Annotated in this window: 26 protein-coding genes; 14 read left to right on the forward strand and 12 right to left on the reverse strand. The window is 70.3% G+C overall.

Annotated elements, in window-relative coordinates; all coding sequences use genetic code 11:
- Positions 1-41 precede the first annotated feature (41 nt).
- Positions 42-1,244, reverse strand: a complete 1,203-nt coding sequence (gene nadA, locus AC1UKG_RS09695; RefSeq protein WP_018742908.1) for a quinolinate synthase NadA — start codon at positions 1,242-1,244, stop codon at positions 42-44.
- 67 nt (positions 1,245-1,311) lie between these two features.
- On the opposite strand from nadA, the gene AC1UKG_RS09700 reads away from it, so the two are divergent.
- The 3 genes from AC1UKG_RS09700 to AC1UKG_RS09710 all read left to right on the forward strand — a co-directional run bounded on the left by AC1UKG_RS09700 (position 1,312) and on the right by AC1UKG_RS09710 (position 4,082).
- Positions 1,312-2,448, forward strand: coding sequence for a glycerate kinase family protein (locus AC1UKG_RS09700; RefSeq protein ID WP_482641667.1), 1,137 nt, complete (start codon positions 1,312-1,314; stop codon positions 2,446-2,448).
- Between the two features lie 136 nt (positions 2,449-2,584).
- Complete coding sequence (erpA, locus tag AC1UKG_RS09705; protein WP_018216456.1) at positions 2,585-2,947, forward strand: iron-sulfur cluster insertion protein ErpA; 363 nt, start codon at positions 2,585-2,587, stop codon at positions 2,945-2,947.
- Between the two features lie 157 nt (positions 2,948-3,104).
- The gene (locus AC1UKG_RS09710; RefSeq protein WP_018742906.1) at positions 3,105-4,082 is read left to right on the forward strand and encodes a carbohydrate kinase family protein; all 978 of its coding nucleotides are present in this window, start codon (positions 3,105-3,107) and stop codon (positions 4,080-4,082) included.
- A gap of 34 nt (positions 4,083-4,116) precedes the next feature.
- On the opposite strand, the gene AC1UKG_RS09715 is transcribed toward AC1UKG_RS09710, so the two are convergent.
- Together AC1UKG_RS09715 and AC1UKG_RS09720 are read right to left on the reverse strand one after the other, a co-directional pair.
- Positions 4,117-4,347, reverse strand: a complete 231-nt coding sequence (locus AC1UKG_RS09715) for a sulfurtransferase TusA family protein (RefSeq protein WP_018730653.1) — start codon at positions 4,345-4,347, stop codon at positions 4,117-4,119.
- On the reverse strand, positions 4,344-5,495 hold the full coding sequence (locus AC1UKG_RS09720) for a cysteine desulfurase family protein (RefSeq protein ID WP_482641666.1): 1,152 nt from the start codon (positions 5,493-5,495) through the stop codon (positions 4,344-4,346). The genes AC1UKG_RS09715 and AC1UKG_RS09720 overlap by 4 nt, the downstream gene beginning before the upstream one ends.
- A gap of 194 nt (positions 5,496-5,689) precedes the next feature.
- Here AC1UKG_RS09720 and ctaC point away from each other — a divergent pair, with 194 nt between their 5' ends.
- Together ctaC and AC1UKG_RS09730 are read left to right on the forward strand one after the other, a co-directional pair.
- The gene (gene ctaC / locus AC1UKG_RS09725) at positions 5,690-6,661 is read left to right on the forward strand and encodes an aa3-type cytochrome oxidase subunit II (protein ID WP_026271244.1); all 972 of its coding nucleotides are present in this window, start codon (positions 5,690-5,692) and stop codon (positions 6,659-6,661) included.
- A gap of 10 nt (positions 6,662-6,671) precedes the next feature.
- Positions 6,672-7,097 (forward strand): cytochrome c oxidase subunit 4, encoded by a 426-nt coding sequence (locus tag AC1UKG_RS09730; RefSeq protein WP_018730656.1) that lies wholly within the window; start codon positions 6,672-6,674, stop codon positions 7,095-7,097.
- 76 nt (positions 7,098-7,173) lie between these two features.
- Here AC1UKG_RS09730 and trpD read toward each other — a convergent pair whose 3' ends face one another.
- From trpD to AC1UKG_RS09745, 3 genes are all read right to left on the reverse strand, one after another.
- Positions 7,174-8,235: an anthranilate phosphoribosyltransferase gene (gene trpD, locus AC1UKG_RS09735; RefSeq protein ID WP_482641665.1), complete on the reverse strand. Its 1,062-nt coding sequence runs from the start codon at positions 8,233-8,235 to the stop codon at positions 7,174-7,176.
- Between the two features lie 77 nt (positions 8,236-8,312).
- The gene (locus AC1UKG_RS09740) at positions 8,313-8,708 is read right to left on the reverse strand and encodes a response regulator (protein WP_018742902.1); all 396 of its coding nucleotides are present in this window, start codon (positions 8,706-8,708) and stop codon (positions 8,313-8,315) included.
- Between the two features lie 91 nt (positions 8,709-8,799).
- Positions 8,800-9,768 carry a cytochrome c oxidase assembly protein gene (locus AC1UKG_RS09745; protein ID WP_018742901.1) on the reverse strand — a complete coding sequence of 323 codons (969 nt, stop codon included), beginning with the start codon at positions 9,766-9,768 and terminating at the stop codon, positions 8,800-8,802.
- 107 nt (positions 9,769-9,875) lie between these two features.
- Here AC1UKG_RS09745 and ctaE point away from each other — a divergent pair, with 107 nt between their 5' ends.
- From ctaE to AC1UKG_RS09770, 5 genes are all read left to right on the forward strand, one after another.
- Positions 9,876-10,475 carry an aa3-type cytochrome oxidase subunit III gene (gene ctaE / locus AC1UKG_RS09750; RefSeq protein ID WP_018730660.1) on the forward strand — a complete coding sequence of 200 codons (600 nt, stop codon included), beginning with the start codon at positions 9,876-9,878 and terminating at the stop codon, positions 10,473-10,475.
- A 72-nt stretch (positions 10,476-10,547) separates the two neighbouring features.
- Complete coding sequence (gene qcrC, locus AC1UKG_RS09755) at positions 10,548-11,381, forward strand: cytochrome bc1 complex diheme cytochrome c subunit (RefSeq protein ID WP_018742899.1); 834 nt, start codon at positions 10,548-10,550, stop codon at positions 11,379-11,381.
- A 67-nt stretch (positions 11,382-11,448) separates the two neighbouring features.
- Positions 11,449-12,534, forward strand: coding sequence for a cytochrome bc1 complex Rieske iron-sulfur subunit (gene qcrA, locus AC1UKG_RS09760; RefSeq protein WP_018742898.1), 1,086 nt, complete (start codon positions 11,449-11,451; stop codon positions 12,532-12,534).
- Positions 12,531-14,138: a cytochrome bc1 complex cytochrome b subunit gene (qcrB, locus tag AC1UKG_RS09765; protein ID WP_018742897.1), complete on the forward strand. Its 1,608-nt coding sequence runs from the start codon at positions 12,531-12,533 to the stop codon at positions 14,136-14,138. Before qcrA ends, qcrB begins: the two co-directional genes overlap by 4 nt.
- Before the next feature lie 144 nt (positions 14,139-14,282).
- Entirely contained in the window at positions 14,283-14,957 is a 675-nt protein-coding gene (locus tag AC1UKG_RS09770; RefSeq protein ID WP_018742896.1) for a DUF4142 domain-containing protein, read from the forward strand.
- Between the two features lie 82 nt (positions 14,958-15,039).
- Here AC1UKG_RS09770 and AC1UKG_RS09775 read toward each other — a convergent pair whose 3' ends face one another.
- The 5 genes from AC1UKG_RS09775 to AC1UKG_RS09795 all read right to left on the reverse strand — a co-directional run bounded on the left by AC1UKG_RS09775 (position 15,040) and on the right by AC1UKG_RS09795 (position 20,503).
- A complete protein-coding gene (locus AC1UKG_RS09775; protein WP_018742895.1) occupies positions 15,040-15,330 on the reverse strand; it encodes an Lrp/AsnC ligand binding domain-containing protein in 291 nt (96 codons plus the stop codon).
- 36 nt (positions 15,331-15,366) lie between these two features.
- Positions 15,367-16,236, reverse strand: a complete 870-nt coding sequence (locus AC1UKG_RS09780; protein ID WP_482642481.1) for a sugar phosphate nucleotidyltransferase — start codon at positions 16,234-16,236, stop codon at positions 15,367-15,369.
- Positions 16,233-16,775, reverse strand: a complete 543-nt coding sequence (locus AC1UKG_RS09785) for an NUDIX domain-containing protein (RefSeq protein ID WP_018813729.1) — start codon at positions 16,773-16,775, stop codon at positions 16,233-16,235. The genes AC1UKG_RS09780 and AC1UKG_RS09785 overlap by 4 nt, the downstream gene beginning before the upstream one ends.
- A 53-nt stretch (positions 16,776-16,828) precedes the next feature.
- Positions 16,829-18,619: an HD domain-containing protein gene (locus AC1UKG_RS09790; RefSeq protein WP_018742892.1), complete on the reverse strand. Its 1,791-nt coding sequence runs from the start codon at positions 18,617-18,619 to the stop codon at positions 16,829-16,831.
- A 126-nt stretch (positions 18,620-18,745) separates the two neighbouring features.
- Positions 18,746-20,503, reverse strand: coding sequence for a DEDD exonuclease domain-containing protein (locus tag AC1UKG_RS09795; RefSeq protein ID WP_482642482.1), 1,758 nt, complete (start codon positions 20,501-20,503; stop codon positions 18,746-18,748).
- Positions 20,504-20,684: 181 nt separating this feature from the next.
- On the opposite strand from AC1UKG_RS09795, the gene AC1UKG_RS09800 reads away from it, so the two are divergent.
- The 4 genes from AC1UKG_RS09800 to AC1UKG_RS09815 all read left to right on the forward strand — a co-directional run bounded on the left by AC1UKG_RS09800 (position 20,685) and on the right by AC1UKG_RS09815 (position 25,294).
- Positions 20,685-22,226 carry an NYN domain-containing protein gene (locus AC1UKG_RS09800; protein WP_018742890.1) on the forward strand — a complete coding sequence of 514 codons (1,542 nt, stop codon included), beginning with the start codon at positions 20,685-20,687 and terminating at the stop codon, positions 22,224-22,226.
- Between the two features lie 214 nt (positions 22,227-22,440).
- Entirely contained in the window at positions 22,441-22,695 is a 255-nt protein-coding gene (locus AC1UKG_RS09805; protein WP_026271243.1) for a hypothetical protein, read from the forward strand.
- Positions 22,696-22,907: 212 nt separating this feature from the next.
- Positions 22,908-24,167 (forward strand): M48 family metallopeptidase, encoded by a 1,260-nt coding sequence (locus AC1UKG_RS09810; protein WP_482642483.1) that lies wholly within the window; start codon positions 22,908-22,910, stop codon positions 24,165-24,167.
- The gene (locus AC1UKG_RS09815) at positions 24,164-25,294 is read left to right on the forward strand and encodes a glycosyltransferase family 4 protein (RefSeq protein WP_018813726.1); all 1,131 of its coding nucleotides are present in this window, start codon (positions 24,164-24,166) and stop codon (positions 25,292-25,294) included. Before AC1UKG_RS09810 ends, AC1UKG_RS09815 begins: the two co-directional genes overlap by 4 nt.
- A 41-nt stretch (positions 25,295-25,335) precedes the next feature.
- On the opposite strand, the gene AC1UKG_RS09820 is transcribed toward AC1UKG_RS09815, so the two are convergent.
- On the reverse strand, positions 25,336-26,988 hold the full coding sequence (locus tag AC1UKG_RS09820) for a bifunctional diguanylate cyclase/phosphodiesterase (RefSeq protein ID WP_018813725.1): 1,653 nt from the start codon (positions 26,986-26,988) through the stop codon (positions 25,336-25,338).
- Positions 26,989-26,994 lie beyond the last annotated feature (6 nt).

The following is a 26,994-nucleotide window of genomic DNA, read 5'->3' on the forward strand; positions in this document are numbered from 1 at the left end:
CGGCGTTCTAGCACTTTTTGCGCCAGAGTCACTACGGATAGTTATCGCGCGCCGCTCGGCGGCGGGTTCTCCGTTCCCGGCAGGGCCAGCATCTGGTCCAGCGCCACCCGGGCCTGGTGCGCCGTCTCCGCATCCACCGTGATCTGGTTCACCACCCGACCAGCGACCAGCTCCTCCAGCGCCCACACCAGATGAGGCAGATCGATGCGGTTCATCGTCGAGCAGTAGCAGACCGCGCGGTCCAGGAACATGACCTGCTTGTCCGGGTTGGCCAGCGCCAGCCGGCGGACCAGGTTCAGCTCCGTGCCCACCGCCCACGCCGAGCCGGCCGGTGCCGCCTCGATCGTCCTGATGATGTATTCCGTGGATCCGATGAAGTCAGCAGCGCGGACCACCTCGTGCCGGCACTCGGGGTGCACCAGCACGTTGACGCCCGGAACCCGCTCGCGTACCTCGTTGACGCTGTCGAGGGTGAACCGGCCGTGGACCGAGCAGTGCCCCCGCCAAAGAATCATCCGAGCATCGCGGAGCTGCCCAGCGGTGAGCCCGCCGTTCGGCTTGTGCGGGTCGTACAGCACGCAGTCGTCCAGCGAGAAACCCAGCTCCAGCACGGCGGTGTTCCGGCCCAGGTGCTGGTCGGGGAGGAAGAGTACCCGCTGACCCTGCTGATACGCCCACTCCAGCGCCCGCTTGGCGTTCGACGAGGTGCAGACGACGCCGCCGTTGCGCCCGACGAAACCCTTGATGTCCGCCGAGGAGTTCATGTAGGTGACCGGGACGGTGCCTTCGGTGAGGTCGAGGTCGGCCAGGGTCTCCCAGGCGGCCTCGACCTGCGGGAGCGCCGCCATGTCCGCCATCGAACAACCGGCGGCCAGGTCGGGCAGGACAACCCGCTGTTGGTCCGTGGTGAGGATGTCGGCGCTCTCGGCCATGAAGTGCACGCCGCAGAAGACGACGTACTCCGCGGTTGGCCGGGCCGCTGCCTCCCGGGCCAGCTTGAACGAGTCGCCGGTCACGTCGGCGAACTGGATCACCTCGTCGCGTTGGTAGTGGTGGCCCAGCACGAAGACCCGGTCACCCAGTTGTGCCTTCGCCGCCGCCGCCCGGGCCACCAGCTCGGGGTCGCTCGGTGCCGGCAGTTCGCCAGGACACTCGACTCCCCGTTCGGAAGCCGGATCGCTACCCCGCCCGAGCAGGAGGAGCGCGGTGGCGGTGGCGGAAGGTTCAACCCAGGTCGACGTCACGCCCCTATGGTTCCACAGCGCCGCTCCGTTGCGGCGCGTGCCGGTGTGTGCTGCCACACTGCTCGGCATGCGTGTGCTGCTCTGCCCGGACAAGTTCGCCGGCACCCTGTCGGCGCCGGCGGTGGCCGGCGCCATGGTCGCCGGTTGGCGATCGGTGGCACCGGACGACGACCTGCTCGTGCACCCTCTCGCTGACGGTGGCCCCGGGTTCCTGGAGGTGTTGGCCGGGGCGGTGGACGCCCGTCGGGTGCCGGTACCGACCGTTGACCCCCTTGGCCGACCAACCTCCGCTGAGATCCTGCTCACCTCGGCCGGTACGGGGTACGTGGAGAGCGCTCAGGCCTGCGGTCTGCAGCTGCTCGCCCCGGCCGAGCGCGACCCGAGACGCACCACCTCGTACGGAGTGGGGCTGTTGGTGGCCGCTGCCGTCGAGTGCGGTGCCTCCGAGGTGGTGATCGGGCTCGGTGGCTCGGCCACCAATGACGCGGGCGCGGGCCTGCTCGTCGCCCTCGGCGTGACACCGCTGGACGGCGCCGGTGTGGCCCTGCCGTACGGGGGAGCGGCGCTGGCCGCCGTCGCGGCGCTGGACGGGGCGCCACGGGTGCGGAACGCCCGGTTGGTCGCTGCCACGGATGTGGACAACCCGCTACTCGGGGTGCATGGGGCGAGCAGTGTCTTCGGACCGCAGAAAGGCGCCGACCGGGCGGACGTGCTGCTGCTCGACGCGGCGTTGGAGCGGTTCGCCGCGGTCCTTGAACGGGACCTGTCCGGTTGCCCCGGTGATCTGGGCGCCCTGCCCGGTGGCGGGGCGGCCGGTGGGCTGGGCGCGGCGGTGCTCGCCCTCGGCGGCCGGTGCGAGTCGGGGATCGGCCTGGTCGCCCGCGCCGTCGGGCTGGAGACCGCGCTGGACTCCGTCGATCTGGTGATCACCGGTGAGGGTTCGTTTGATCAGCAGTCCCTGCGCGGCAAGGTGGTCGCTGGGGTGGCCGGCGCGGCCCGGGACCGGGGCGTGCCGTGCGTGGTGCTGGCGGGACGGGTGGGTGCGGGCCGGCGGGAGGCGGCCGCGGCGGGCGTCACCGAGGCACACAGTCTCGTCGAGCACTACGGCGGGGCGGAACACGGCGGGGTGGAGGCGGCGATCGGCCAGCCGGTCGACGGGCTGCGGGCCCTGGCGGCCCGGCTGGCCCGGCAGTGGAGTCGCTGACCGGCCGGGTGCGGCCCCCGTCACCTGGGTGACCCGGTGGCGGGCGGCCTACAATCGAAGCCGGACCGCAGTGGGAATCGTTGACCGACGGTGTTGGCCACGACGACCACACCATACGTGTGCAGGGAGATTCCACGTGACCACGCCAGCGCAGACCGAGTCGACCGAGGCCCCCACGACCGTCATCCTGACCGATGTCGCGGCCCAGAAGGTCAAGGCTCTGATCGAGCAGGAGGGCCGTGACGACCTGCGGCTCCGGGTCGCGGTGCAGCCGGGCGGCTGTTCCGGCCTGCGGTACCAGCTCTTCTTCGACGAGCGGTCGCTCGACGGCGATGTGGTCACCGACTTCGATGGCGTGGAGGTCGTCGTCGACCGGATGAGCGCCCCCTACCTGGGCGGCGCCACCATCGACTTCGCCGACCGGATTGACGCGCAGGGCTTCACGATCGACAACCCGAACGCGGGAAACTCCTGCGCCTGCGGCGACTCGTTCAGCTGAGCGCCGACCGACGGGCCGGCCCCGGTTTTGTCATCACGGGAGTCGGCCCGTCGGCGGTTGGTACGGGAGTTGCTGATGGTTCAACTGAACGGTTACCTCGGGGTAGCCGGAGCGGTAGGCTGACCGACGCCCCGCTCCCGACACCCCAAGGGATGACATGAAGATCGCCGTGACCGGCTCGATCGCGACTGACCACCTAATGAGCTTCCCCGGCCGATTCGCCGAGCAGCTCATCGCCGACCAGCTCGACAAGGTGTCGCTCTCCTTCCTGGTGGACGACCTTGTGCTACGACGGGGCGGGGTGGCCGCCAACATCGCCTTCGGTATGGGCCAGCTCGGCCTGCACCCGGTTCTGGTGGGCGCGGTGGGTGCCGACTTCGCCGACTACCGCTCCTGGCTGGAGCGGCACGGCGTTGACTGCGACTCCGTGCACGTGAGCGAGATCGCCCACACCGCCCGGTTCGTCTGCACCACTGACACCGAGATGTGCCAGATCGCCTCTTTCTACGCGGGGGCGATGAGCGAGGCGCGCAACATTGAGCTGGAGCCGATCGCCCAGCGGACCAGCGGCCTCGACCTGGTGTTGGTCGGCGCCAACGACCCGGAGGCGATGCTGCGCCACTCCGCCGAGTGCCGGGAGCGGGGGTACGCGTTCGCCGCCGACCCCTCCCAGCAGCTCGCGCGGATGCCGGGTGAGGACGTCGTCGCGCTGGTTCAGGGCGCCGATTACCTGATGACCAACGAGTACGAGAAGTCGCTGCTGCAGAGCAAGGCCGGTCTCAGCGACGCGCAACTGCTCGACCTGGTCAAGGTGCGGGTGACCACCCTGGGCAAGCAGGGCGTGGAGATCGCCGGACGGGACATCGACCCGATCCATGTGCCGATCGCCCGCGAGATCCGCGCCGTTGACCCGACCGGGGTCGGCGACGGATTCCGGGCCGGCTTCTTCGCCGCGCTCTCCTGGGGCCTGGGCCTGGAACGGGCCGCCCAGGTCGGCTCGTTGCTCGCCACCCTGGTGCTGGAGGCGGTCGGCACCCAGGAATACCAGCTTCACCGGGACCTCTTCGTCAAGCGGCTCGCCGACTCGTACGGCGACGCGGCTGCCGATGAGGTCCGTCCGCACCTGGTGCCGTGATCCGACGCCGGCACTGGCCCCCGATCCCCGGGGGTCAGTGCCGGCGTCGAACGTCGAATCCCGGACCGTCGGGACCGTCCACCCGGCCCACGAACTCCTGACCTCGAAGCCGACACCAGGCGGGCAGGTCCACCGCGGCGGCCGGATCGTCGGCCAGCACCCGGACGAGGGCGCCCACCGGCAGCTCGGGCAGACGGCGCGCTACCGCGATCACCGGCAGCGGGCAGCGCTGCCCCCGGCAGTCGAGCACCTCGGGCGCCGTCACAGCCCCACCACGCCCGCCTCGGCCCGCAACGCGGCCACGATCTCCGGCAGCTCGGTCAGGAACCGCTCCACGTCGGCCTCGGTCGTGTCCTGGTGCAGCGAGACCCGCACATTGCCGTGTGACAACACTCCCATCGCCGCCAGCACGTGCGACGGGCGCAGCGTTGACGACGTGCACGACGACCCGGAGGAGACGGCGAAGCCGCGCCGGTCCAACGCGTGGAGCAGCGCCTCACCATCGACGTACAGGCAGGAGAAGGTCACCAGGTGCGGAAGTCGATCTTCTGGATCGCCGACCACCTCCACATCCGGCACCTCGGTCGGCACCCGGACGCGGATCCGGTCCACCAGGCGGGCGAGTCGGGCCCCCCGTGCCGCCGCGTCGGCCGCCACCGCGCGCAGACTTGCCGCCGCCGCGACGACCGCCGGTAGGTTCACCACCCCCGGGGCCCGCCCTGCCTCGCGTTCGTCCATCGGCCACGGCGACTCCCAGCGGGTGCCCTTGCGGACCACCAGCAGCCCGACCCCCGGCGGTCCGCCCCACTTGTGGGCGCTCGCGGTCAGGATCGACCAGCCCGCCGGCACCGGTGCGTGCCCGATCACCTGTGCCGCGTCAACGTAGAGCGGCACTCCGGTGGCGGCGCAGGCGGCACCGGCTTCGGCGACCGGCTGCACGGTGCCCACCTCGTGACTCGCGGCGATCAGGGCCGCGAGCGCGGTCCCCGGCGCCCCGACCGCTGTTGACCAGGCGTCCAGATCGATTCGGCCAACCCGGTCGACCGGGACCGATGTCGCTGTGCCGCCGTCAGCCACGTGTCGCTCGGCGGCGTGCAGCACCGCCGAGTGTTCGATAGCGGAGTGCACCAGGCCGGATCCAGCCCGGCGTCGTCCGACGAGCCCGCCGAGGACGGCCGAGTGCGCAGCCGCCGTACCGCTTGGGGTGAAGGAGAGCTCGTCCGGTCGGACGCCGAGCGTGTCCGCGGCGGCCTCCCGCGCTGCGTCCAGGAGCTGACGCGCACGCCGAGCTGGGGCGTAGAGCCGTTGTGGGTCGGCCCAGCCGTCATCCAGGGCAGCCAGTAGCGCCTGTCGGGCGACGGGATGCAGCGGCGCGGCGGAGGCGGCGTCCAGGTAGACCGGAGAGGTGTTCACGGAACTCCACGATATCGCCTCCCCTGTCCTGCGATCACCCCGATGGGGGCGGACAACCACCCCAATCGGGTCCAGCCGGTCCTGGTCGAGTAATCTGCGACCGTCGGTGACCCCTTTGCCGCCGGTGTTGTAGCTCCACCGGCGGAGGCCGGCAGATCAGATGACACGGCGGCGCGCTAGGGAGGCAGGACCAGGTGGTCGCAAGGAGTTCGGAGGTACGGCCGTCGGCCGTACGGCACAGCGCCTACCCGGGAGCCGGTGGGCGCCGGGTGCGGGGTGCCGGCCGGCTGGCTGGGCTCGGTCTCGGCGGAGCGGCACTGCTGGTCCTGCTCACGGGCTGCGATGTCGGTGCCGCGTTCGGCGGCTTCGGCTGGCCGCAGGGCGGCATCACCCCCGAGGCGAACCGGATGTACGACCTGTGGATCGCCTCGTGCATCGCGGCGCTCGCGGTCGGCGTGTTCGTGTGGGGCCTCATCTTCTGGTGCGTGGTGCGCTACCGGAAGCGGGGCAACGAGCTGCCGGTGCAGACTCGCTACAACCTGCCGATGGAGTTCCTCTACACCATCGCCCCGATTCTGATCGTCGCCGTGCTCTTCTACTACACGGCGATCGTGCAGACCGATGTGGGGAAGACCTCCCGGGACCCGGATGTCACCGTCGAGGTGGTCGCCTTCAAGTGGAACTGGCAGTTCAACTACCGCGACGGCCAGGGCGTGGAGGCCAACACCATCGCTTCGGTCCTCGGCACCAGCGAGGTCATCCCGATCCTGGTGTTGCCCTCGGATCGGTCGATCCGCTTCGAGGAGACCAGCCGCGACGTCATCCACTCGTTCTGGGTGCCGGAGATGCTGTTCAAGCGTGATGTCTTCCCCGGTAGCATTCGCAATGTCTTCGAGGTCTCCAAGCTCGAGGGCGAGGGTGCGTACGTGGGCCGTTGCGCGGAGCTGTGCGGCACCTACCACGCCTTCATGAACTTCGAACTGCGGGTTGTCTCGCCGGAGAAGTACGACCAGTTCCTCGCCGCCAAGCAGGATGGACGGTCCACACAGGAGGCGCTGACCGCGATCGGTGAAGACCCCTACGCGACGACCACGGAGCCGTTCGACACGCGACGCACCGAGTCGAACTTCAACCCCGACAAGTCGGCTAGCGGCGCGGGTAACTGAGGGAGCAGGCATGAAGACCGAGTGGCGCATCTTCCTCATCATCGCCGGGTTCCTGCTCTTTGCCTCGGCACTCTACGGAGGCTGGACCTACGGCGACGGCGGCCAGATCGAATGGGTTGGCACCATCGCCCTGCTGTTGAGCTTTGCGCTCTGCCTGATGTGCGGCGGCTTCTTCTGGTTTGTCGCCCGGCGGATCGATCTGCGCCCCGAGGACCGGGCTGATGCGGAAATCGCTGACGGCGCGGGTGAGGTGGGCTTCTTCAGCCCGGGCAGCTACTGGCCGTTCGGGATCGCGCTGGCGGCCACGATCGCCGGTCTCGGCCTCGTGTTCTGGCAGCTCTGGCTGCTGGCTGTCGGCCTGGTAGCGGTCGTTTTCGCCGCCTGTGGCCTGCTCTTCGAGTACTACAGCGGTACCCGGCGCACTGCCGAGCACTGATCCACAACTAGGCGAACGGCCCGCCCCCGGCAGGGGGCGGGCCGTTCGCCGTTGGCGGGGCCGGTCTGGCGTTGGCTCAGACGGTCGCCGGCCTTACCGTTTGGGCAACCTCGATCCAGCGGTCCAGCGTGCGGGCCGCGGCGCCGGAGTCGATCGAATCGGCGGCGCGGAGTAGGCCGGCCCGCAGCACCTCGGTCAGGTCCGTGTGCAGGGGCCCCTGGGTGGCGAGCGCCGCGGCAGCGTTGACCAGCACCGCGTCTCGCACCGGCCCGGTCTCCCCGGCGAGCAGGCGGCGTACCGCGTCGGCGTTGTAGGCGACGTCGCCGCCGCGTAGGTCGGCGAGGGTGGCCCGGGGTATCCCAAGGTCGGTCGCGTCGAGCAGCGCCTCGGAGACCGTGCCGCCCTGCGCCGCCCAGACGCGGGTGGGGGCGGCGGTGGTGAACTCGTCGAGCCCGTCCTCGCCGCGTAGGACGAGCGCCGAGTCACCGCGAGCGGCGAAGACCGCGGCCATGACCGGCGCCATCCGGGCGTCGAAGCAGCCGACTGCGCCGGCTCGGGGACGAGCCGGGTTGGTGAGCGGGCCGAGGAAGTTGAAGGCGGTGGGTACGCCCAGCTCTCGACGCACCGGACCAGCGTGGCGCATCCCGGGGTGGAACCGGGCGGCGAAGCAGAAGCCGATCCCCGCCTCGGCGACGCAGGTCGCCACCGCCTCGGGGCCGAGGTCCAGCGGCAGGCCGAGGAACTCCAGTACGTCCGCGGTGCCGCAGGAGGAGGAAGCGGCGCGGTTGCCGTGCTTGACGACCCGTACGCCGGCGCCGGCAACCACCAGCGAGGCCATGGTGGAGATGTTCACGGTGTGCGCGAGATCGCCACCCGTGCCCACCACATCCACGGCGGTTGCGCGCAGCTCCGCGGGCAGATCGACCGGAACGGCGTGGCTGAGCATGGCCTCGACCAGACCGGAGAGTTCGGCGGGGGTCTCACCCTTGGCCCGCAGCGCGACGGCGAAGCCGGCGACCTGCGCTGGGCCCGCCGATCCGGACATGATTTCACCCATCGCCCAGGCAGTGTCGGCGGTGGATAGCTCGTCGCCGCGCAGCAGCGCGGCGAGCAGGTGCGGCCAGGTCCGTTCGCCCATGGGGGCCTCCCGAGCGGTCCAGGGGTGAGGATCCGGCGCCGGCGGATCCGACGCCGAGGCGGTGCCGGAGGGGGACGTCAGGTCGGTGCGTGGGTCCGCAGCACTTCGGCAACGGTCGTGCCGGTGGTCACCGGATCGAGCGGATGCACCAGGGTGGCGTCAACCTCGGCGTAGGCGGCGAGCCATCGGTCGGCGGCGCGAGCGAGCACCACGCAGGTGGGTGGGGCATCGGCCCGGTCGTCCTTGATCTGCCGGGCGATGCCGAGGCCGCCGCCCGGGTGCGCCTCTCCGTCCAGGAGCAGGAGATCAATCTCGTAGTCGTCAACCAGCCGGATGCACTCGGCGTAGTCGGACGCGTCAACGAACTCAACCTTGAGGCCGGGTGCGGGCCGGGTGCCGACGGCGAGTCGCATCCGATCCCGGACCTGTGGGTCGTCACTGTAGAGCAGGACAGTGCACCGACGATCGCTCATTGCTTAACTGGCTCCCACCTCGTAGCTATCTGGCGATCGTACCGGTCCTACCCAGCAGGGCTTCCACGGGCGGTGCTCCCCGGCCGGGCAGTCAGCCCACCGCCGGGTTGGCCCGCTGTTCGGCCTCCTGGCGGTCCAGCTCGCGGTCGATTCGGCGGGCCTCCCGCTCGGCCTGGCGCATCCATCGCACGACCAGCACCGCCAACATGGTGACGCTGACGAACTCGCCGCCGGCCCAGAGGATGCCACCGGCGATCACCTGGTCCTCCCACGGGTCGGCCCAGGTCAGGCCGAGCGAGGAGTGCCAGTCGCCACCGAAGAGGGCGGTCGACTGCATGATGGTGAGCCCGAGCACGGTGTAGAACGGCACGGAGAGCAGCATCAGCAGCGCCCAGCCCGGATAGGGCCAGCGGTTGGGCAGCGGGTCGAGCCCGAGTAGCGGCCAGAAGAAGACGCACCCGATCAGGAGAACGTGTGCCTGGACCAATCCGTGCGCCCAGGCGTGTTCGAGCGTGTAGCGGTACAGGTCCGTGAAGTACAGGGCGAACGGGGTGACCATGAAGATCGCGAAGGCGACCAGGGGGTAGCTGCAGAGCCGGGCGATCCGGCTGTGTAGGAGCGTCCGCAGCCGCTCGCGAGGGTGCGGTGGCAACGCCTGTAGTGCCAGCGTGATCGGGGCGCCCAGGGCCAGGAAGATCGGTGCCACCATGGAGAGCACCAGGTGCTGCGTCAGGTACACCGACAGCAACGTCGTGTCGTAGGCCGCCAGTCCGCTGAGGGTCACCGTGGCGATGCCGCCGAGGCCGGGGCCGAGGAAGAGCAGCGTTCGGACCACCGGCCAGCGGTCGCCGCGCACCCGGAGCCGGCGTACGCCGTAGAGGTAGAGTCCAGCGGCGAGAGCCAAGCCGACGGCGATCCAGCTGACTGGCTGCACCTCGGTGAAGATCGACGTGAGGGTGAACGGCGGGGGGTTGGCCGCGGGTGCTGCCGGTGCGGCGACCGAGGTCGCAGCCGGTGCGGCGACTTCGGTAGCAATGGAGAGTGGATCGGCACGCTGCACGTTTTCACCCTAGGTGAGGCTAAACGGACCCCCCCGATCGGGCTGCCCGGAGCACCGGTTTGGGCCCCCGCTGATCGCCGGCCTCGCTTAACGGCAATAATGACCGCGTGACTGCGGCCCCAGCGATTGACAAGAGCCGGATCCACTCCCTGACGCGACCCAACATGGTCAGCGTCGGGACGATCGTGTGGCTCTCCAGTGAACTCATGTTCTTCGCGGCGCTGTTCGCGATGTACTTCTCGATCCGTGCCGCGGCGCCGGAGCAGTGGGCGGAGCACACTCCGCACCTGAATGTTCCGTACGCGACGACGTTCACGGTGATTTTGGTGCTCTCGTCGGTGACCTGCCAGATCGGCGTGTTCGCCGCGGAGAAGGGGGACGTGCACGCCCTGCGGCGTTGGTTCACGATCACCTTCGTGATGGGACTGATCTTCGTACTCGGCCAGCTGAACGAGTACCGGGAGCTGATCCATGAGGGCGTCAAGATCAACGAAGATGGCTATGGGTCGATGTTCTACCTCACCACCGGCTTCCACGGTCTCCACGTGGCGGGCGGTCTGGTCGCCTTCGTCATCTTCATGATTCGCACCACCATGGGTCGGTTCACGCCGGCGCAGGCGACATCGGCGATCGTGGTGTCGTACTACTGGCACTTCGTCGATGTGGTGTGGATCGCGCTCTACGCCATGATCTACTGGCTTCAGTGATCTTGGCGCGCCCCGAATCGCGCCGCTGCTTCGTCCCCTCAGGCAAGGTCCAACCGGTTAAGGACACAGGTCATGACTTCTGACAACGACCGCCGACGCGGTCTGCTCGCGCGGCTGCGCGGGCGGCCCGCGGCGCGCAGCAGGGGCCGCCGCCGGCTGGGTGCCGCGGTCCGGCTGCTGGCAGCGCTGATGCTGGCCGGCGGTGCCTACACGGCTTTCGCCCCCAGCGTGCAGGCGCAGGACACGCCGATGTCCAGCGCCGCCACGGACGGCAAGGCGCTGTTCAACGAGAGCTGTGTGAGCTGCCACGGTCGCAACGCGCAGGGCGTCGAGGGGCGCGGCCCGAGTCTGGTCGGCGTTGGCTCCGCCTCGGTCGAGTTCCAGGTGGGCACCGGACGCATGCCGATGGTCCGGCAGGAGGCCCAGGCGCCCCGCAAGCCTCCGGTCTTCAACGACGATGAGATCCGTCAGCTCGGACAGTACATCCAGGAGCTTGGCGGCGGCCCGGAGGTGCCGGCCGGCGAGGATCTCCACAAGGACGGCAACCTCGCCGCCGGTGGTGAGCTGTTCCGGATCAACTGCTCGCAGTGTCACGCCTTCGGCGGCGGCGGTGGAGCCCTCTCCTCGGGTAAGTATGCGCCGACCCTGAAGCCCGCCACCGATCGTCAGATCTACGCCGCGATGCTCAGTGGTCCGCAGAATATGCCGGTGTTCGGGGACAACCAGATCACGCCCGAGCAGAAGGCGGACATCATCGCCTACATCCAGGAGACCCTGAACCACAACCAGGACCCGGGTGGCTTCAACCTCGGCCGCTACGGCCCCTCGACCGAGGGCCTGGCGATCTTCCTGGTCGGCATCGTCGCGCTGGTCTTTACCACCCTGTGGATTGCGGGTAAGTCGTGACCGGGCGGTTCCTGACCAACATTGCGCCGGTGTCGCAAGTCGGCACCGCCCACAGCGAGGTGACGGCATGACCACCACTCACCCTGGAAACGCGGGCGGCGACCAGCCGGTCGACCTGGACGATCCGGATCTCAGTCGCTTTGACATCGTCCGTGCGGGCGCCCGTGAGGACGACATCGAGATCGTCCACTACGAGCCGCAGGTCGTGCCGGGCAGCAAGGCCGAGCGACGCCTGAGCCGTACGGTCGCTTCGTTCTTCCTGCTGACCGGCGCCGCCGCGACCGCCTTCCTGGCGATCTACATCTGGTGGCCCTGGGAGTACGAGCTGGGCCACGGCGGCGACAAGTGGTACACGCCGCTGCTCGGTGTGACCCTGGGTATCTCCCTGCTCGGCATCGGCTTCGGCGTTCTCACCTGGGGCAAGAAGCTGCTGCCCAAGGAGGTCTCGGTCCAGGACCGGCATGAGGGCGTGGTGAACGAGCGGGACCGCACGATCACCGGACAGACGATGCTCTACATGGCCGATGAGCTGGGCGTGAAGCGCCGGCCGCTGCTGGGGGTCTCGCTGCTGGCCGGTCTCGCGCCGGTCGGCGCGGTGGCCGCGGCGCCGCTGGTGGGTGGCCTGATCTCGCAGCCGCACAAGAACAACCAGATGTTCACCACGGGTTTCGCGCCGATGGAGGGCGGGCAGAAGGTCCGGCTGGTCCGTGAGGACGGCCGCCCGATTCGCCCGGCGGACATCAGCGCCGGTGGCCAGATCACCGTCTTCCCCGGCATCGACCACGGAGTGAGTAACAAGTACGCGGACTCGCCGGCGTTGTTGATCCACCTTCGGGACGCGGATGCGCTGGAGGCCCGCGAGGCCAATGTGCGGATCGGCCATGACGACTTCATGTGGGGCAACTTCGCCGCCTACTCGAAGATCTGCACGCACGCCGGCTGCCCCGCCAGCCTCTACGAACAGCAGACCAACCGGCTGCTCTGCCCGTGTCACCAGTCGCAGTTCCTGATCACCGACAACGCGAAGCCCATCTTCGGTCCCGCCAGCCGTCGGCTGCCGCAGTTGCCGATCTTCGTTGACGACGAGGGTTACTTCGTGGCCACGTCCGACTACACCGAGACCGTCGGACCCGACTTCTGGGAGCGGCCGTGAAGCGGCGAAAGTTTGAGATGGCAGCCGTCCCGGGCAACGTGGCCCGGGGAGTGGACGACCGCTTTCAGGCGGCCACCCCGCTCCGTCGGCTGCTGAACAAGGTCTTCCCGGACCACTGGTCCTTCCTGCTGGGGGAGATCGCGCTCTTCTCGTTCGTCGTCCTGCTGCTCACCGGGGTCTTCCTGACCTTCTTCTTCGAGCCGGCGATGACCGAGGTGATCTACAACGGCAGCTACGCCCCGCTGCGGGGCACGCCGATGTCCGCCGCGTACGCCTCCAGTCTGGACATCACGTTCGACGTCCGGGGCGGCCTGATCATGCGGCAGATGCACCACTGGGCGGCCCTGCTGTTCATGGCCGCGATCGTGGTGCACATGCTGCGGGTCTTCTTCACCGGTGCGTTCCGCAAGCCGCGGGAGGCCAACTGGATCATCGGCTCGCTGCTGTTCTGGGTCGGCTTCCTGGCCGGGTTCACCGGCTACTCCCTGCCGGACGACGGCCTCTCCGGCACCGGGCTCCGGATCGCCTCCGGCATCATGCTGTCGATTCCGGTGATCGGCTCCTGGCTCACGTCCTCGATCTTCGACGGCGAGTTCCCCGGAACGATCATCATCAGCCGGTTCTACATCGCGCACGTACTGCTCATCCCCGGTTTGCTGCTCGCCCTGATCGGTGCCCACCTGGGGCTGGTCTTCAAGCAGAAGCACACCCAGTGGCCCGGCCCCGGCCGGACCAACGACAACGTGGTCGGCGAGCGGATGTTCCCGCGGTACGCGTTGAAGCAGGGCGGCTTCTTCATGGTCGTCTTCGGGGTGATCGCGCTGATGGCCGGCCTGTTCCAGATCAACCCGATCTGGTTGTTCGGGCCGTACGAGGCGTGGGTGGTGTCGGCTGCCAGCCAGCCCGACTGGTACGTCATGTTCCTCGACGGCTCTACCCGGCTGATGCCCGCCTGGGAGATCTACATTCCGATCGGCGATGGGTACGTCATCCCGCCGCTGTTCTGGCCAACGGTCGTGTTGCCCGGAGTGTTGGTGGGTATGTCCGTGCTCTATCCGTTCATTGAGGCCCGGCGCCTCAAGGACTTCCGTCACCACAACCTGCTCCAGCGTCCGCGGGACGTGCCGGCGCGGAGCGGGCTGGGTGCCATGGCCGTCACCTTCTACCTGGTGCTGGCGCTCTCCGGGGCGAACGACGTCATCGCCGACAAGTTCAATATCAGCCTGAACGCGATGACCTGGGGTGGCCGGATCGGTCTGCTGCTCCTTCCGCCGCTGGCGTACTTCGTCACCTACCGAATCTGTCTGGGGCTCCAGCAGCACGACCGGGAGGTTCTGGCGCACGGGGTCGAGACCGGCATTATCCGGCGGCTGCCGGACGGTCGGTTCGTCGAGGTGCACCAGCCACTCCACCGCGAAGACGGCGAACTGGAGTACGTCGGCTGGGTGGTGCCGAAGAAGATGAACCGGCTCGGCGCGCTCGGCCCGGCGATCCGGGGCTTCTTCTACCCGATCGAGAAGCCCGCCGAGGCGCCGGTGTCGCCGGCACCCCCGGTCGATTCGGACACCGAGCGTTCGGAGATCACCAGCGGCGAGCGCCGCTGACCTCGCCCGCGACGTAACCGCACGTGGCGCCCGCCGGAGAACTCCGGCGGGCGCCACGTCTGTGGGGCATACCTGGGCTGGGACAGAGGAATAACCCCGGCCAGCCGGGTATCCGTGCGGTCCAACGTCTCTAGGGGAGGACGAATGTTGGGATTCAAACGCCTGGGCCTGCTGGCCGCGCTGGTGCTGGTGGGTATCGCACCCGCCGCGGCTGCCCATGCCGCGGCGCAGCCGTCACAGCAGGACACCCAGTACCTGCAGGCCATTCACCAGGTGAATCTGTTTGAGATCGGTAAGGGGGAGCTGGCCGGGCAGAAGGGCCAGGACCAGGGGGTCACGAACCTGGGCCAACAGATCGGGACTGACCACACCCAGCTGGACGAGACGGTCCAACAGGTCGCCAATCAGGTTGGTGTCGAGTTGTCGAGCGAGCTGACGGCCGATCAGCAGGACGCCACCGACCAGATGAACAATGCCAGTGGCGAGGAATTCGACCAGCTCTGGGTGACCAGTAACCTGACCGCCCACGTCCAGGCCATCCAGGCCACCCAGACGGAAATCTCGCAGGGCTCTGACCCGTCCGTGATCGAGCTTGCGCAGACCGCGCTGCCGACCCTGCAGACCCACTACGACGAGTTGGTCGAGCTGGCCAACCAGCTGGGCGTTTCGGTACCGCAGAGCAGCGGCACCGGCACCCCGAGCCCGGGTATGACCACTCCTGGCCCCGGTACCACCAGCGAGAGCCCGGCTCCGGGTAGCACCACCGAGTCACCGGCTCCGGGCGGCGGCACCGGGACCCCGGCTCCGGGCGTTAGCTGACCACGGTGAGGTAGTTCGACGGCCGTGCCATCCCGATGGGGTGGACCGGCCGTCGACTGGCGCCGGCCGTGCCTGCCGCCGGTCAGTCGGCGGCGGTGCCGAGGCCGATCGCGAACGTCTGCTCGAGGTCGTGCTGCGAGTACGCGCGGAACGCGATGTGGGAGTCGGTGTTCAGCACGCCCGACACCTTGGAGATGCGCCCCGCGATCACCTCAGCGATCTGTTCGAACTCGCGGACCCGGACTATCGCGACCAGGTCGACCTGGCCGGCCACCGAGTAGACCTCGCTGACCCCGGGCAGTGCGGCGAGTGCCTCGGCCACCTCGGGGATCGAGTCGGTGGCGCAGTCGATCAGCACAATCGCGGTGATCACGGGAGTTCACTCCGTTCGTCGGCGTCGCCGCTCATGCTAGCCGCTCCCGGCAGCGGTGGGTTCGCTGACTACGACGGTGAGATCGGTCCCCGCGCGGATCGCATTCTGCACGTGCTCCTCCGCCCGCACGGTGGCGCCCGGCCAGACTACGGCCCCGGTAACAGCCCCGTGCACCCGTGCACCCGCCCCGATCACCGCCGACCGGCACGGGCCGGTTACCAGCGCCGTGGGGTCAACCAGGGTGTCGCCGCCGGTGGCGTGCAGGTTGGCGGTGAGGTAGTCCGCGGGTGTGCCGGTGTCGTAGAACGTGCCGGGATAGGGAACCACCGTCAGCTCGCCGGCTGCCTCCGCCGGACGCCAGACGGTGCGGACCAGATCGCCGAACTCCAGCGGCAGGTTCCGCACTCGTCGCCACGGCAGGAGGGAGAACCCGGTGAAGACATGGCCGTCGAAGGTGCCGGGTGCAGTGGGGTTCACGGCGGGCTGGCCCAGCAGTCGTACCGTCTCGCCGTCCCAGTCATGTAGTAGGGCGGCGATGTCCGGCCCCGGCGGACGGTCCGGGTCGGTGAGGTAGGCGTCGGCATTCCCGACCAGGACGCCCCGCCCGTCGATCCAGTCGCGTAGCTTCGCCAGGCCGCCGGCGGTGCCGAGCGGGCCGTCGGGCTCCACCGACCGGTGGGCCCGGTCCCCGACGTGCGCGATCACCTGCTCGGCGAGGTAGCTGGCGTTGACCGCCACTCGACCCGCCCCGGTCAGGCCGATCCCGGCGAGCCGCGTGAGCGCCCGGTCGAGCAGCGGGACGTTCCCGACCGGACAGAGCGCCTTGGGTACCCGCTCCGTCAGCGGACGCAGTCGGCTGCCCTCGCCGGCAGCGAGCACCACCGCGCAGATCTCGGCGGCGGTCACTGCTGGGGCTCGGGCAGCGTTGGCGGGAACTGCCCCGCCAACGGTCCGATGTCGAAGTAGCCGAGCAGGCGGGCCGTGGGCCAGGTCAACCTGGGCAGGGCGTCCAGCGGGTGCCAGGCGGCCTCGAAGACCTCCGCACCATCCACCCGCAGGGTGGTCGTTGACGCCGGCACCGCAGCGGTGAACACCACGTCCACCCAACCCTTGTCGTGGACGATTGCGTTCGGTACTGCCGGGGTCAGCTCGCGGGGGGAGAGCCGGATGCCCGTCTCCTCGTACAGTTCGCGGCATGCCCCGACCACCGGCGCCTCTCGCTTCTGCAGCAGCCCCGCCGGGAGCGTCCACCCCCGGCCGGGCGGCTGGCGCAGCAGGAGTAGCCGGCCGGCCCCCTCGGCCTCGCTGTCGCGAACGAGGGTGACCGCACCGACGATGTACTTCGGCACGGTCAGCCGGACCAGGCGACGCCGCACGGGCAGCGGGAGCCGGTAGAAGACCTGGTATGCGATGGCACGTCCGGTTATCCGCGAGCGGCAGATCATGCTTCCAGGCTAATGCCGTCGGGTGAAACCCCGCCGGCCTGGGGCCAGCCGGGTCACCGCTGCCGGTGGTCAACCAGGTCGATGAGCTGCTTCACCACCGTGTCCGGTGCGATTGCCCGGTCGAAGACCGCGACGAGCAATGTCTCCAGGTCGGGGTAGCCGAGCTCCTCGGAGAGTCGGAGCAGGGGCAGGTCGCTGGCGAGACCTCGGTCGTGCTTGCGCAGGGCCAGCCCGACGGCAGCCCGACCGAGGCGGACCTTGTCGGCGATGGAGATTCCGGGTTCGGTGTGGTCGGCAAACCATCGATTAATCTGCATCTGCGCTTGTGGGGACTTGACGAAGCCGAGCCATTCCCGGCGGGGACCGCGTGGGGCCGCGTCGAAGCCGTCGGGCGTCCGTTCTGTCTCGGTGAAGATCTCCACGACATCGCCGTCCTCGAGGCAGGAGGAGAGCGGGGCGAGTCGACCGTTGATCCGGGCCGCCAGGCAGTGGTCGCCGCGCTCGGTGTCGAGTTCGTACGCGAGGTCGACCGGGGTGGCCCCGGCGGGAAGCACCACCTGTCGCCCGTCGGCGAAGACCTGGATCTGCGCCTCGGCGAGGTCGCTGCGTAGTGACTCCAGGAACTGCGCCGGGTCGGCGGTCTCCTGTTCCCAGTCCAGTACGCGTCGCAGCCAGTCCAGGTGTTCGTCCCGGACGGACTGGTCCACCCGGACGCGGGGAAAGCGGTAGCTGGCGGCGATGCCGTACTCCGCGCAGCGGTGCATCTCCTCGGTGCGGATCAGCACCTCCACCGTGCGATCTTTGAGCCCGCGAACGCTGGTGTGGAGGGAGCGGTAGAGGTTGTTCTTCGGGGAGGCGATGTAGTCCTTGAACCGGCCGGGCACCGGGGGCCAGGTGCCGTGGATGGCCCCGAGAGCCGCGTAGCAGTCGGTGGCCGGGCCGTTCACGACGATCACGACCCGAGGTAGGTCACATGGGGTGGCGTGGTCGCCGGCCAGGGTGTCCTTCCAGATCGAGTAGAGGTGGCGCGGACGGGGGCTCACGTCGGCGTTGACCCGGCTGCGGCGGAGCGCCGTCTTCGCCCGGGCGACGACCTCCGCCAAATATGCGTCCCAGCCGGGCCGGTCGTGCAGGTGCCGGTAGATGCGGTCGTGTTCTTCCGGCTCCAGGTGCATCAGCACGATGTCATCCAGCTCTCGCTTGAGCTTCTGGATGCCCAGGCGGTCGCAGAGCGGAACGAGCACCTCCTGGGTCTTTCGGGCGATGCGTTCCCGGGACGCGGCGGAGCGAACCCCGAGCGTGCGCATGTTGTGCAGCCGGTCCGCCAGTTTGATGATCAATACCCGGACGTCCTTGCCGGCCGCGATGATCATCTTTCGGATCGTCTCGGCCTCAGCGGCCTTGCCGTAGAACGCCTTGTCGAACTTGGTTACTCCATCAACCAGGTGGGCGACCTCGGGCCCGAAGTCGTCGGCGAGGGCTTGGAGGGTGTAGCGGGTGTCCTCGACGGTGTCGTGTAGTAGCGCCGCAACCAGGGTGGTCGCGTCCATGCCGAGCCCGGCGCAGATCTGGGCGACCGCGAGCGGGTGGGTGATGTAGGGCTCACCGCTCTTGCGGAACTGCCCACGGTGCATGGTCTCGGCGATCGTGTAGGCCCGACGCAGCAACGACGGATCCGTTCCGGAGTGGATGCTCCGGTGGGTGCGGACCAGCTCACCAACCGGCTCGGTTTCTGCGGTGGACCACGCCAGCAGCGTGCGCAGTCGGCGGGTCAGGGGCAGCTCCGCCGGTTGGGGCGGAAGCGCGCCCTCCAAGGCGGCGCCGTGTCCGGCGTCGACATCCACGAGGGATACCTCCTCACCCCGGCCCCCAGGCCACCGTCTCCGGTGCCGGGAGCAGGCCCAGAGAACGGGCAGGACTGCACTTGTTAACAGCTTATGCGAGTCGGCGTCATCCGATCAGGTGGTTGGTCATGGGCTTTCGGTCGAGAATTGGTGGGAAGCCGCGTTTGTCGCTTTCGTTAGCAGGGCTCGGAACCGGCCGGCGCCGCCAATCGGGGAGGCCCAGCCGGACGACATCTCCACCAACCGGGTCTCCGGGCGCTCCAACCAGGACAGAATGCGCTCGGTCTCCTCGGCGCTGGTGGCCGGAGTGGGCCCGTGACCCGGCGCGACGGTCTCCGCGGTCGCCCGGATCGTGGTGATCGTCGGTCGTGGGTGGATTCCGGGCGGAGACACGCCGGCACCGGCCAGCCGTCCATGCCGCACCAGCGCCACCTCCCAGCCTCCGTCGGGTGCCGGCCGGGCTGCCACCACCTCGGCGATCCCGGTGAGCGCAGTGAGTCGCTGCATCCGGATGATCGCGCGGAGCACGGCGGTCAGCCGGGACCGCACTACCGCGGCCTCCTCGTAGCGTTGTCCCGCCGAAAGCGTCCCGATCCGGTCAAGCAAGGCATCCACCACGTTCTGGGGATCGCCGCCGCACGCCACCCGGAAGGGCGTCGTCGCGCGCTCCGCGTACTCCGTCGGGGTGATTCGGTGCTCGCAGGGGGCCGGGCAGCGACCCAGTTCGGCCACGGTGCAGGCCGGTGTGACCTTCCGTAGCGACAGCCGGTGCGTGCACTGCCGCAGCGGCATCGCGTCGTGGAAGCCGGCCGCGGCGAGCTCCGCGGCGCGGCGGGAGGTGAAGGGCCCGAGGTAGGCCTCGTCCTCCGGGGTCAGGTTTCGTACCACCGACAACCGTGGGTACGCCTCGTCGGTCAGCTTCAGCCAGACCACCCGCTCGGGGAACTTCGACCGTCGGTTGTACGGCGGAGCGTGCGTCCCGATCAGACGCAACTCCCGCACCTCCGCCTCGAGCGAATGGGCGCACTCCACCGCCTCCACCCGCTCGGCGGCGGCGAGCATCTCCGAGATGCGGGCCCGCTTCTCCCCGGCCGTGAAGTAGCTGCGGACCCGGTTGGCGATGTTGACCGAGGTGCCGACGTAGAGCGGGCGGTCGTCGGTGCCCCGGAACACGTAGACCCCGGGCGAGTGGGGCAGGCCCTCGGCGAGGTGCCGCTTGCGGCGCTGCGTCGGGGTGACCGCCCGGGCGAACTCGATCGCCTCACCGATCGTGTGCACCCGGTGCCCACCGAGCCGGGCGATCAACCCGTGGAGCACGTCAACGGTGGCCAACGCATCGTCCAACGCCCGGTGGGTGGGCCGGGTGGCGGTGCGGAAGTATGCCGCGAGGGTGCCGAGCCGGCGGTTGGGCACCTCGTCGCGGGTCAGCACCCGTCGGGCCAGCGCCGCCGTGTCCAGCACGCGCGGGTTCGGCCAGCGGTAGCCGTGCGCCGCGCAGGCCGCCTTGAGGAACCCCACGTCGTACGGGGCGTTGTGGGCGACCAGGACCGCGTCGGCGGAGAGGAATTCGAGGAAGCTCGGCAGGACCGCGGTGATCGGAGGGGCGGGCAGCAGCATCGCCTGGGTGATGCCGGTGAGCACGGTGACGAAGGGCGGGACCGGTGTGCCGGGATTGACCAGGGTGGCGAGCACGCCGAGCTGCTCACCGCCACGGACCTTCACCGCGCCGATCTCGGTGATGCCGCCGCCGTCCGGTGCGCCGCCCGTGGTCTCGAGGTCGACCACGACGAAGGTGGTCGCGTAGAGCGGTAGGGCCGGGTCAACGCCGCCGACAGCGGGGTCGAGGCCGGCCAACAACTCCTGGACATATTTCTGCGGTGCCATCGGCGGGCACGCTAACGGCCCGGTCCGACACCGTACCCACCGGGCTGCGCAGCCCGCGCCGTGGCATCGCCCCGGGGACCGCCGACTCCAGCGGGGCGGCGGAGCGTTGACAACAGTCCGGCGATCAGATATTGGCTCACTCGCTCGGCGACGGGCGGGGCGACAGTGGGAGACTTGCCCCATGCCCCTCGCCGAGCCGTACGACGACGACCACCGTCCCGCGGAGGAGTCGGTCGCTGCTGCGTCGGAGCCGGGCATCGAGGGTACGGGGGGCACTCTCGATGATCCGGTTGCCGCTGGCGCCACCGCGTCCACCGCCAATCCGGCTGTCACCGGCACCGCCGGTGCGTCCGGTTCCGGACCCCGCAGCGGGGCCGACCCCGTGCCGTCCGCCGACGACCCCGCAGCGGAGGGCGGTCCGGAACCGGTGCTGCCGGAGCCGGTCCGGCAGCGGATCGTGGCGCTGGCCGCCGCGGTGCTGCCCGGCCTGCCCGCGGATGAGGTGCCGGTCCCGCTGCGCCGGGTGGCCAAGTTCGCGCCGAACCGGCGGGCGCGGCTCGGCGCGCCGATGATCGCGACCCAGCTGACCGGCGACCCACTGTTTCGCCAGCGGGTGGCCGCGCGGGTGCTTGCCGACGCCGGTGACCTGGGCACGGCGGTGATCGGGGGCGCCGCGCCGGCCGCCGCCGACCCGGTGGAGGTTGCCGCACTGGCGTACCTGGCGCGCCCGCGGGCGTGGCGGGACCTCATCGAGTCCAGCGGTGCGGCGGTCCGGGCCGAGGCGGACAGCGCAGTCGTCGCCGAGTTGGTCCGAGAGGCCGAGCAGCGGGCTACCCGGGCAGAACACGACCGTGCGGTGGCTCGGGTCGAGGCCGACAAGCTCCGCGACGAGCTGGCCCGGGTCCGCGAGGAGCTTGGCCAAATCCGGGAGGAGTCGCGGCAGCTCGGCCGGTCGCTGCGCGAGACGCAGGCCCGAGAACGCCGGGCGAGCGAGCTGCTCGCCACTGAGCGTGGCCGGGCGACGCGCGCGACGGCGGACGCGGAGGCGGAGCTTCGTCGGGCCCGGGCCCGGCTGGCCGAGGCCGAGGCGGCGGCTGGGGTGGCCCGGGCCAGCGCCAAGGAGTCCAGGTCGGTTGACGACGCCCGGTTGTGGCTGCTGCTGGAGACGATCGGTCAGGCCGCGGTGGGCCTGCGGCGGGAGTTGGCGTTGGATCCGGCGGACAGGTTGCCGGCTGACTTCGTCGCCGACGCCTTCGCCGACCAGTCCGGCGCTCCCGTGGCCGGTGTCGCCACCCGAGCCCGGGACTCCGACGATCCGGCCCGGTTGGACCAGCTGCTCGCGCTGCCCCGGGCACATCTGGTGGTGGATGGCTACAACGTCACCAAGCGGGGCTTCGGCGACATGTCACTGGAGCAGCAGCGCAAGCGGTTGATCACCGGGCTGGGTGGGATCGCCGCGCAGACCGGCGACGAGGTAACCGTGGTCTTCGACGGCGCCGAGCGGATGCATGGCCTGCCGCCGAGTCCGCGCGGCGTCCGCGTGCTCTTCTCCCGTAAGGGCGAGACGGCCGACGAGCTGATCCGGCGGCTGGTTCGAGCCGAACCGTCGGGTCGGCCGGTGGTGGTGGTCTCCGCGGACCGGGAGGTGGCCGATGGCGTACGTCGGCACGGTGCCTACCCGCTGGGTGCCGACGCGCTGCTGCGCCGGCTGGCTCGGTCCTGACTGGCCGGGCGGTCCCAGCCTGGGCGGGACCCTCGGTCGGCGTGTCCCCGGGGCGGCTTGGCGGCGAGTTGATCGAGTTGTCCGGGTTCTGTCACACGCTGCGTCTAGCGTCGATGTGACCGACGGTGTTGGGCAGACCTCGCAGCGGTGGGGTGGGCGTGACCAAGAAGCGCGACCTGCTGGCCCGATCACCGCCGGCGCGGCGGGAGGCGTGATGTTGATCGATTGTGACGGGTGTGCGGGCCGGGCAGACCGCTGTTCGGGTTGCCTGGTGACCGCTCTGCTCGAGGAGCCCGTGGAGTGCGGCCCCGCCGAGGCGCGGGCGATCGAGGTGTTCGCTCGGGCCGGGTTCGACGTGCAGGTACTGCCGGAGTCCCGGCCCCCGGTGTCGCCGGAGTCCCGGCCCCCGGTGTCGCCGGAGTCCCGGCCCCCGGTGCACCGGCCCGACCGCCACCATCGGGTGGCCTGACCTGCCCGTGGGAGCGGGGCGGCCCGCGTGGCGCCCGCGGAGCTCCCGCCGCGATCGTCCGGTTGTCGCCGATGGTGTGTGCACCCCGCCCGTCGTGACCGGGCGGCCACTACGATGGGCGCGCACAGCGGGAGGAGTGGCATGACGCGGGAATGGCGCGCTGCGGGCGGGTCCGTCGCGACCACCGGCATCGTGGGCCGGGAGGCGATCCGGTGAGCCCGCGTGGTTGGGCTCTGCTCACCCTGGTCGGGCTGGTCGCTGCGCTGGCCGTCACCGCCGCCGTGCTGATCCCGTGGCAGCGTCCGCCCGCCCCGCGGGCCGACCAACTCGCCGCCTTGGACGAGCTGCCAGGAGATCAGGTAAGTAGGGGGCGGGAGTTCCGGGCGGCGCTGCGGCCCGGCGGCTGGGCGGCGCTCGGCGTCGGCCTGCTGGTGGCGCTCGCACTTGGGCTCACCCCGCTGGGCAGCCGCTTGGTTGAGTTGGTCGGCCGTCCGTTCGGTGGGCACTGGGCCGCGCAGGCGGTGCTCGGCGGGCTCACCGTGGTGCTCGTCGCCGACCTGATGACCCTGCCCTTCGCCGCCTGGCGACACACCGTGCTCACCCGGTACGGGCTGGCTACCAACAGTTGGGGTGGCTGGACTGTTGACCTGCTCAGGTCGTATGCGGTCAGCGCGGTTATCGGGGCAGTGGCCCTGGGCGGCTTCTACACCGTGATTCGGCTGGCGCCCCGCTGGTGGTGGGCGCTCGGTGCGGCTGGGGCAGCCGGTTTGGTGATGCTCCTGTCGTTCGTCTTCCCAGTACTGGTGGAACCGGTGTTCAACCGGTTCACCCCGTTGGCGCCGAGCCCACTGCGGACAGAGTTGATGGAACTGGCCGCCCGCGACGGAGTGCCGGTCCGGGACGTGTTGGTGGCCGATGCCTCCCGTCGCACCAGCGCCGTCAACGCCTACGTCTCCGGGCTGGGGCCGACCCGCCGGATCGTCGTCTACGACACCCTGCTGCGCGAAGCCACCTCGGAGGAGGTGACCGCGGTGGTGGCCCACGAGTTGGGGCATGCCAAGGACCGGGACGTGGTGATCGGGACACTGACCGGCGCGCTCGGCGCGGCGGTGCTGGTGGTGGCGCTCTACCTGCTCGGGGCCGTCCCGCCGTTGTTGCGGATGGCCGGGGTCGACTCGATTGACCAACCGCGCGCCTTCCCGTTGCTGTTGGCGCTGGTGACGGTGGCCGGCTTGGTTGCCACGCCGGCACAGGCGTTGATCTCCCGTCGGATTGAGGCGCGGGCCGACGCACACGCGTTGGCGCTGACCAAGGATCCGGGCGCCTTTGTGGCGATGCAGCGCCGACTCGCCGTTGTCAACCTCGCCGACCCCGACCCACCCCGGCTGGGATACCTCTACTCCGCCAGTCATCCGTCCACCGTGGAGCGGATTGCCGCCGCCCGCGCCTACGCCAGGAAGACCAGCCGATGAGCGAGAGCCGGACGTTGCTTGTCACGAACGACTTTCCGCCCCGGCCCGGGGGGATCCAGTCTTTCGTGCATGGCCTCGCGGTGCGCCAGCCCGCGGGCTCGGTGGTGGTCTACGCCTCGAGTTGGCGCGGCGCCGAGAGGTTCGACGCCGACCAACCCTTCGAGGTGGTGCGGGAAGACACCAAGGTGCTGCTGCCCACCCCGCCGGTGGCCCGGCGGGTCACCCAGCTTGCCCGGGCACACGACTGCGACACGATCTGGTTCGGTGCGGCGGCACCACTGGGGCTGCTCGCGGCCGGCCTGCGCCGTCGGGCCGGAGTCCGGCGGGTGGTGGCGCAGACCCATGGGCATGAGATTGGCTGGGCAGCGCTGCCCGGCGCCCGTTCCGCGCTACGCCGGATCGGCCGGGACGTTGACGTGACCACGTACCTGGGGGAGTACACCCGGCTCCGGCTGGATCGGGCCCTGCGTGGGGTGACCCAGCTGAGTCGGCTGGCGCCCGGTGTTGACCTCGACACCTATCACCCGAGCGTCCAGGGTGATTCGGTGCGGGCGCGGCTGGGGCTGGTCGACCGACCGGTCGTGGTCTGCGTGTCCCGGCTGGTGCCGCGGAAGGGGCAGGACACGCTGATCCGGGCGTTGCCGGAGATCCGCCGCCGGGTCCCGGACACGGCACTGCTGATCGTCGGGGGTGGGCCGTACCGGAACGGGCTGGGGAAGCTGGCCCGACAGGTCGGCGTCGAGCGGGACGTGGTCTTCACCGGCACGGTGCCGGCGGCGGAGTTGCCCGCGCACTATGCGGCCGGCGACGTGTACGCGATGCCGTGCCGTACCCGGAACCGGGGCCTGGACGTGGAGGGGCTGGGCATCGTCTATCTGGAAGCCTCCGCGACCGGGCTGCCCGTGGTGGCCGGCGACTCGGGGGGTGCGCCGGATGCGGTGCGCGACGGCGAGACGGGCTTTGTGGTGCGGGGACGGGACGTGGCCCAGCTCGCCGACCGGGTGGCGACCCTGCTCGCCGACCGGGACCTGGCCCGCCAGTTCGGTGCCGCCGGTCGGGCCTGGGTCGAACGCGAGTGGCGCTGGGAGACCCAGGCCGCGCGGATGAGCACTCTCCTGCAGGCCTGAGCGACCAGAGACCGGGGTCAGCCCCGGTCTCTGGTGCGCAGTCAGGACAGCCGGGCCAGGATCCGGTCAGCAGGTTCTGGGCGGCCGAAGTGCCAGCCCTGGCCCGCGTCGCAGCCGATGGCCCGCAACCGTTCGGCCTGCCCGGCCGTCTCCACCCCCTCGGCGGTGACGGTCAGGTCGAGCGCGTGGGCCAGCGAGACCAACGACGCGACGATCCGTTCGTCTGCCTGGGGCTCCTGGGCACGCAGCCCGGCAACGAACTCCCCCGCCACCTTCAACTCGGTTACCGGTAGGTCGCGCAGGTACGCCAGGTTGCTGTAGCCGGTGCCGAAGTCGTCGATGGCGATGCGGACACCGAGGTCGGCGAGGCGGCGCAGCGCCCGAACCGGCTCGTCGGCGGGGCTCATCATGGCGCTCTCGGTGATCTCCAGCTGGAGACGTTCCGGCGGCAGCCCGGTGCGCTGCAGTATGTTTCGGACGTCCTGCACCAGGTCCGGCCGGTGCACCTGCCGGACGGCCAGGTTGACGCTGACGAACGGCGTCCCGCCGGTCACCGACCAACTGCCTGCTGCCCGGCAGGCTTCGGCGAGCACCCACCCGCCGAGCGGGACGATCAATCCGGTCTCCTCGGCGAGGCCGATAAAGCGGTCCGGGCGGAGGACGCCCAACTCCGGATGCCGCCAGCGCACCAACGCCTCCACACCCAGCAGGCGGCCGTCACTCAGGGAGGTGAGCGGTTGGTAGTCGAGGTAGAACTCGCCCCGGTCCAGTCCGGCTGGGATCGCCGCGGTCAGCGCCTGGCGGGTCAGCTCTCGGCGGTCGCGCTCGGCATCGTAGAGCGTCCAGCGACCACCGCCGGCTGCCTTGGCCCAGTGCAGGGTGCAGTCGGCGGCCCGCATCAGCTCGTTCGCCGAGGTGCCCGCGACCTGCCGCTCCACGATGCCGATGCTGGTCCGCACCGTCACCTCGTGGCCCGCCACCGCAGCCGGCTCGTGTACGGCGGCCAGGGCCGCCTCCGCCACCGCGATCACGTCCCCGGTGCCGCTGGTGCGTTCGATCAGGATGACGAACGCGTCGCCGCCGAGCCGGGCGACCAGATGCCCGGTGAGGGCGTGCCGCAGCCGGTTGGCCATTTCGGTGAGGACCCGGTCACCGGCCTGATGCCCGTGCTGGTCGTTGACCCGCTTGAACTGGTCCAGGTCGAGAAAGCAGAGGCCGACCCGGTCCGTGTCCCGCCGTGGCGCCGTCAGCGCCGTGGTGAGCCGCTCGGTAAAGAGATTCCGGTTTGGCAGGTCGGTGAGCGCGTCATGGGTGGCCTGGTGCCGGAAGCGGGCCTCACTGGCCCGGAGCGCCTCTTCGGCCTTGGACCGCTGCGCCATCGCGGCCCGCCGGATGGACTCCTGCTCGTCCAGCGTGCGGTCGCGCAGCGCCCGGGTGTATCCGGTGGTCACGGCGGCGAGCAGCCGGGCCAGCCGGTCCGCTACATCTTCGGCGACCAGGCCCAGGTCGCGCACCAGGCGGAGCTGAACGACCTCGACGGTACGCCCCAGTGCCTCGGCGGAGGCGATGTGTGCGGCGACCAGCTCGGTGCCGACGCGCTGACCGGCTCGTAGGTCGAACGGCTCGGCGAGCAGGGCCCCCGCCAGCTGCCGGGCGAGACGGTTGAGCAACTGCTTGAGTTGCGCCTGGGTCATGGGCAG

Source organism: Salinispora sp. CH2A1_6 (assembly GCF_056820975.1).

Coding starts and splice junctions, on each gene's coding strand:
- AC1UKG_RS09700 (WP_482641667.1), top strand. CDS start 1,312: ATGCGTGTGCTGCTCTGCCCGGACAAGTTCGCCGGCACCCTGTCGGCG.
- AC1UKG_RS09730 (WP_018730656.1), top strand. CDS start 6,672: ATGAAGACCGAGTGGCGCATCTTCCTCATCATCGCCGGGTTCCTGCTC.
- AC1UKG_RS09805 (WP_026271243.1), top strand. CDS start 22,441: ATGTTGATCGATTGTGACGGGTGTGCGGGCCGGGCAGACCGCTGTTCG.
- AC1UKG_RS09785 (WP_018813729.1), bottom strand. CDS start 16,775: ATGATCTGCCGCTCGCGGATAACCGGACGTGCCATCGCATACCAGGTC.
- AC1UKG_RS09795 (WP_482642482.1), bottom strand. CDS start 20,503: ATGGCACCGCAGAAATATGTCCAGGAGTTGTTGGCCGGCCTCGACCCC.
- AC1UKG_RS09820 (WP_018813725.1), bottom strand. CDS start 26,988: ATGACCCAGGCGCAACTCAAGCAGTTGCTCAACCGTCTCGCCCGGCAG.
- AC1UKG_RS09770 (WP_018742896.1), top strand. CDS start 14,283: ATGTTGGGATTCAAACGCCTGGGCCTGCTGGCCGCGCTGGTGCTGGTG.
- AC1UKG_RS09710 (WP_018742906.1), top strand. CDS start 3,105: ATGAAGATCGCCGTGACCGGCTCGATCGCGACTGACCACCTAATGAGC.
- AC1UKG_RS09815 (WP_018813726.1), top strand. CDS start 24,164: ATGAGCGAGAGCCGGACGTTGCTTGTCACGAACGACTTTCCGCCCCGG.
- qcrC (WP_018742899.1), top strand. CDS start 10,548: ATGACTTCTGACAACGACCGCCGACGCGGTCTGCTCGCGCGGCTGCGC.
- AC1UKG_RS09800 (WP_018742890.1), top strand. CDS start 20,685: ATGCCCCTCGCCGAGCCGTACGACGACGACCACCGTCCCGCGGAGGAG.
- AC1UKG_RS09740 (WP_018742902.1), bottom strand. CDS start 8,708: ATGAGCGATCGTCGGTGCACTGTCCTGCTCTACAGTGACGACCCACAG.
- trpD (WP_482641665.1), bottom strand. CDS start 8,235: ATGGGCGAACGGACCTGGCCGCACCTGCTCGCCGCGCTGCTGCGCGGC.
- qcrA (WP_018742898.1), top strand. CDS start 11,449: ATGACCACCACTCACCCTGGAAACGCGGGCGGCGACCAGCCGGTCGAC.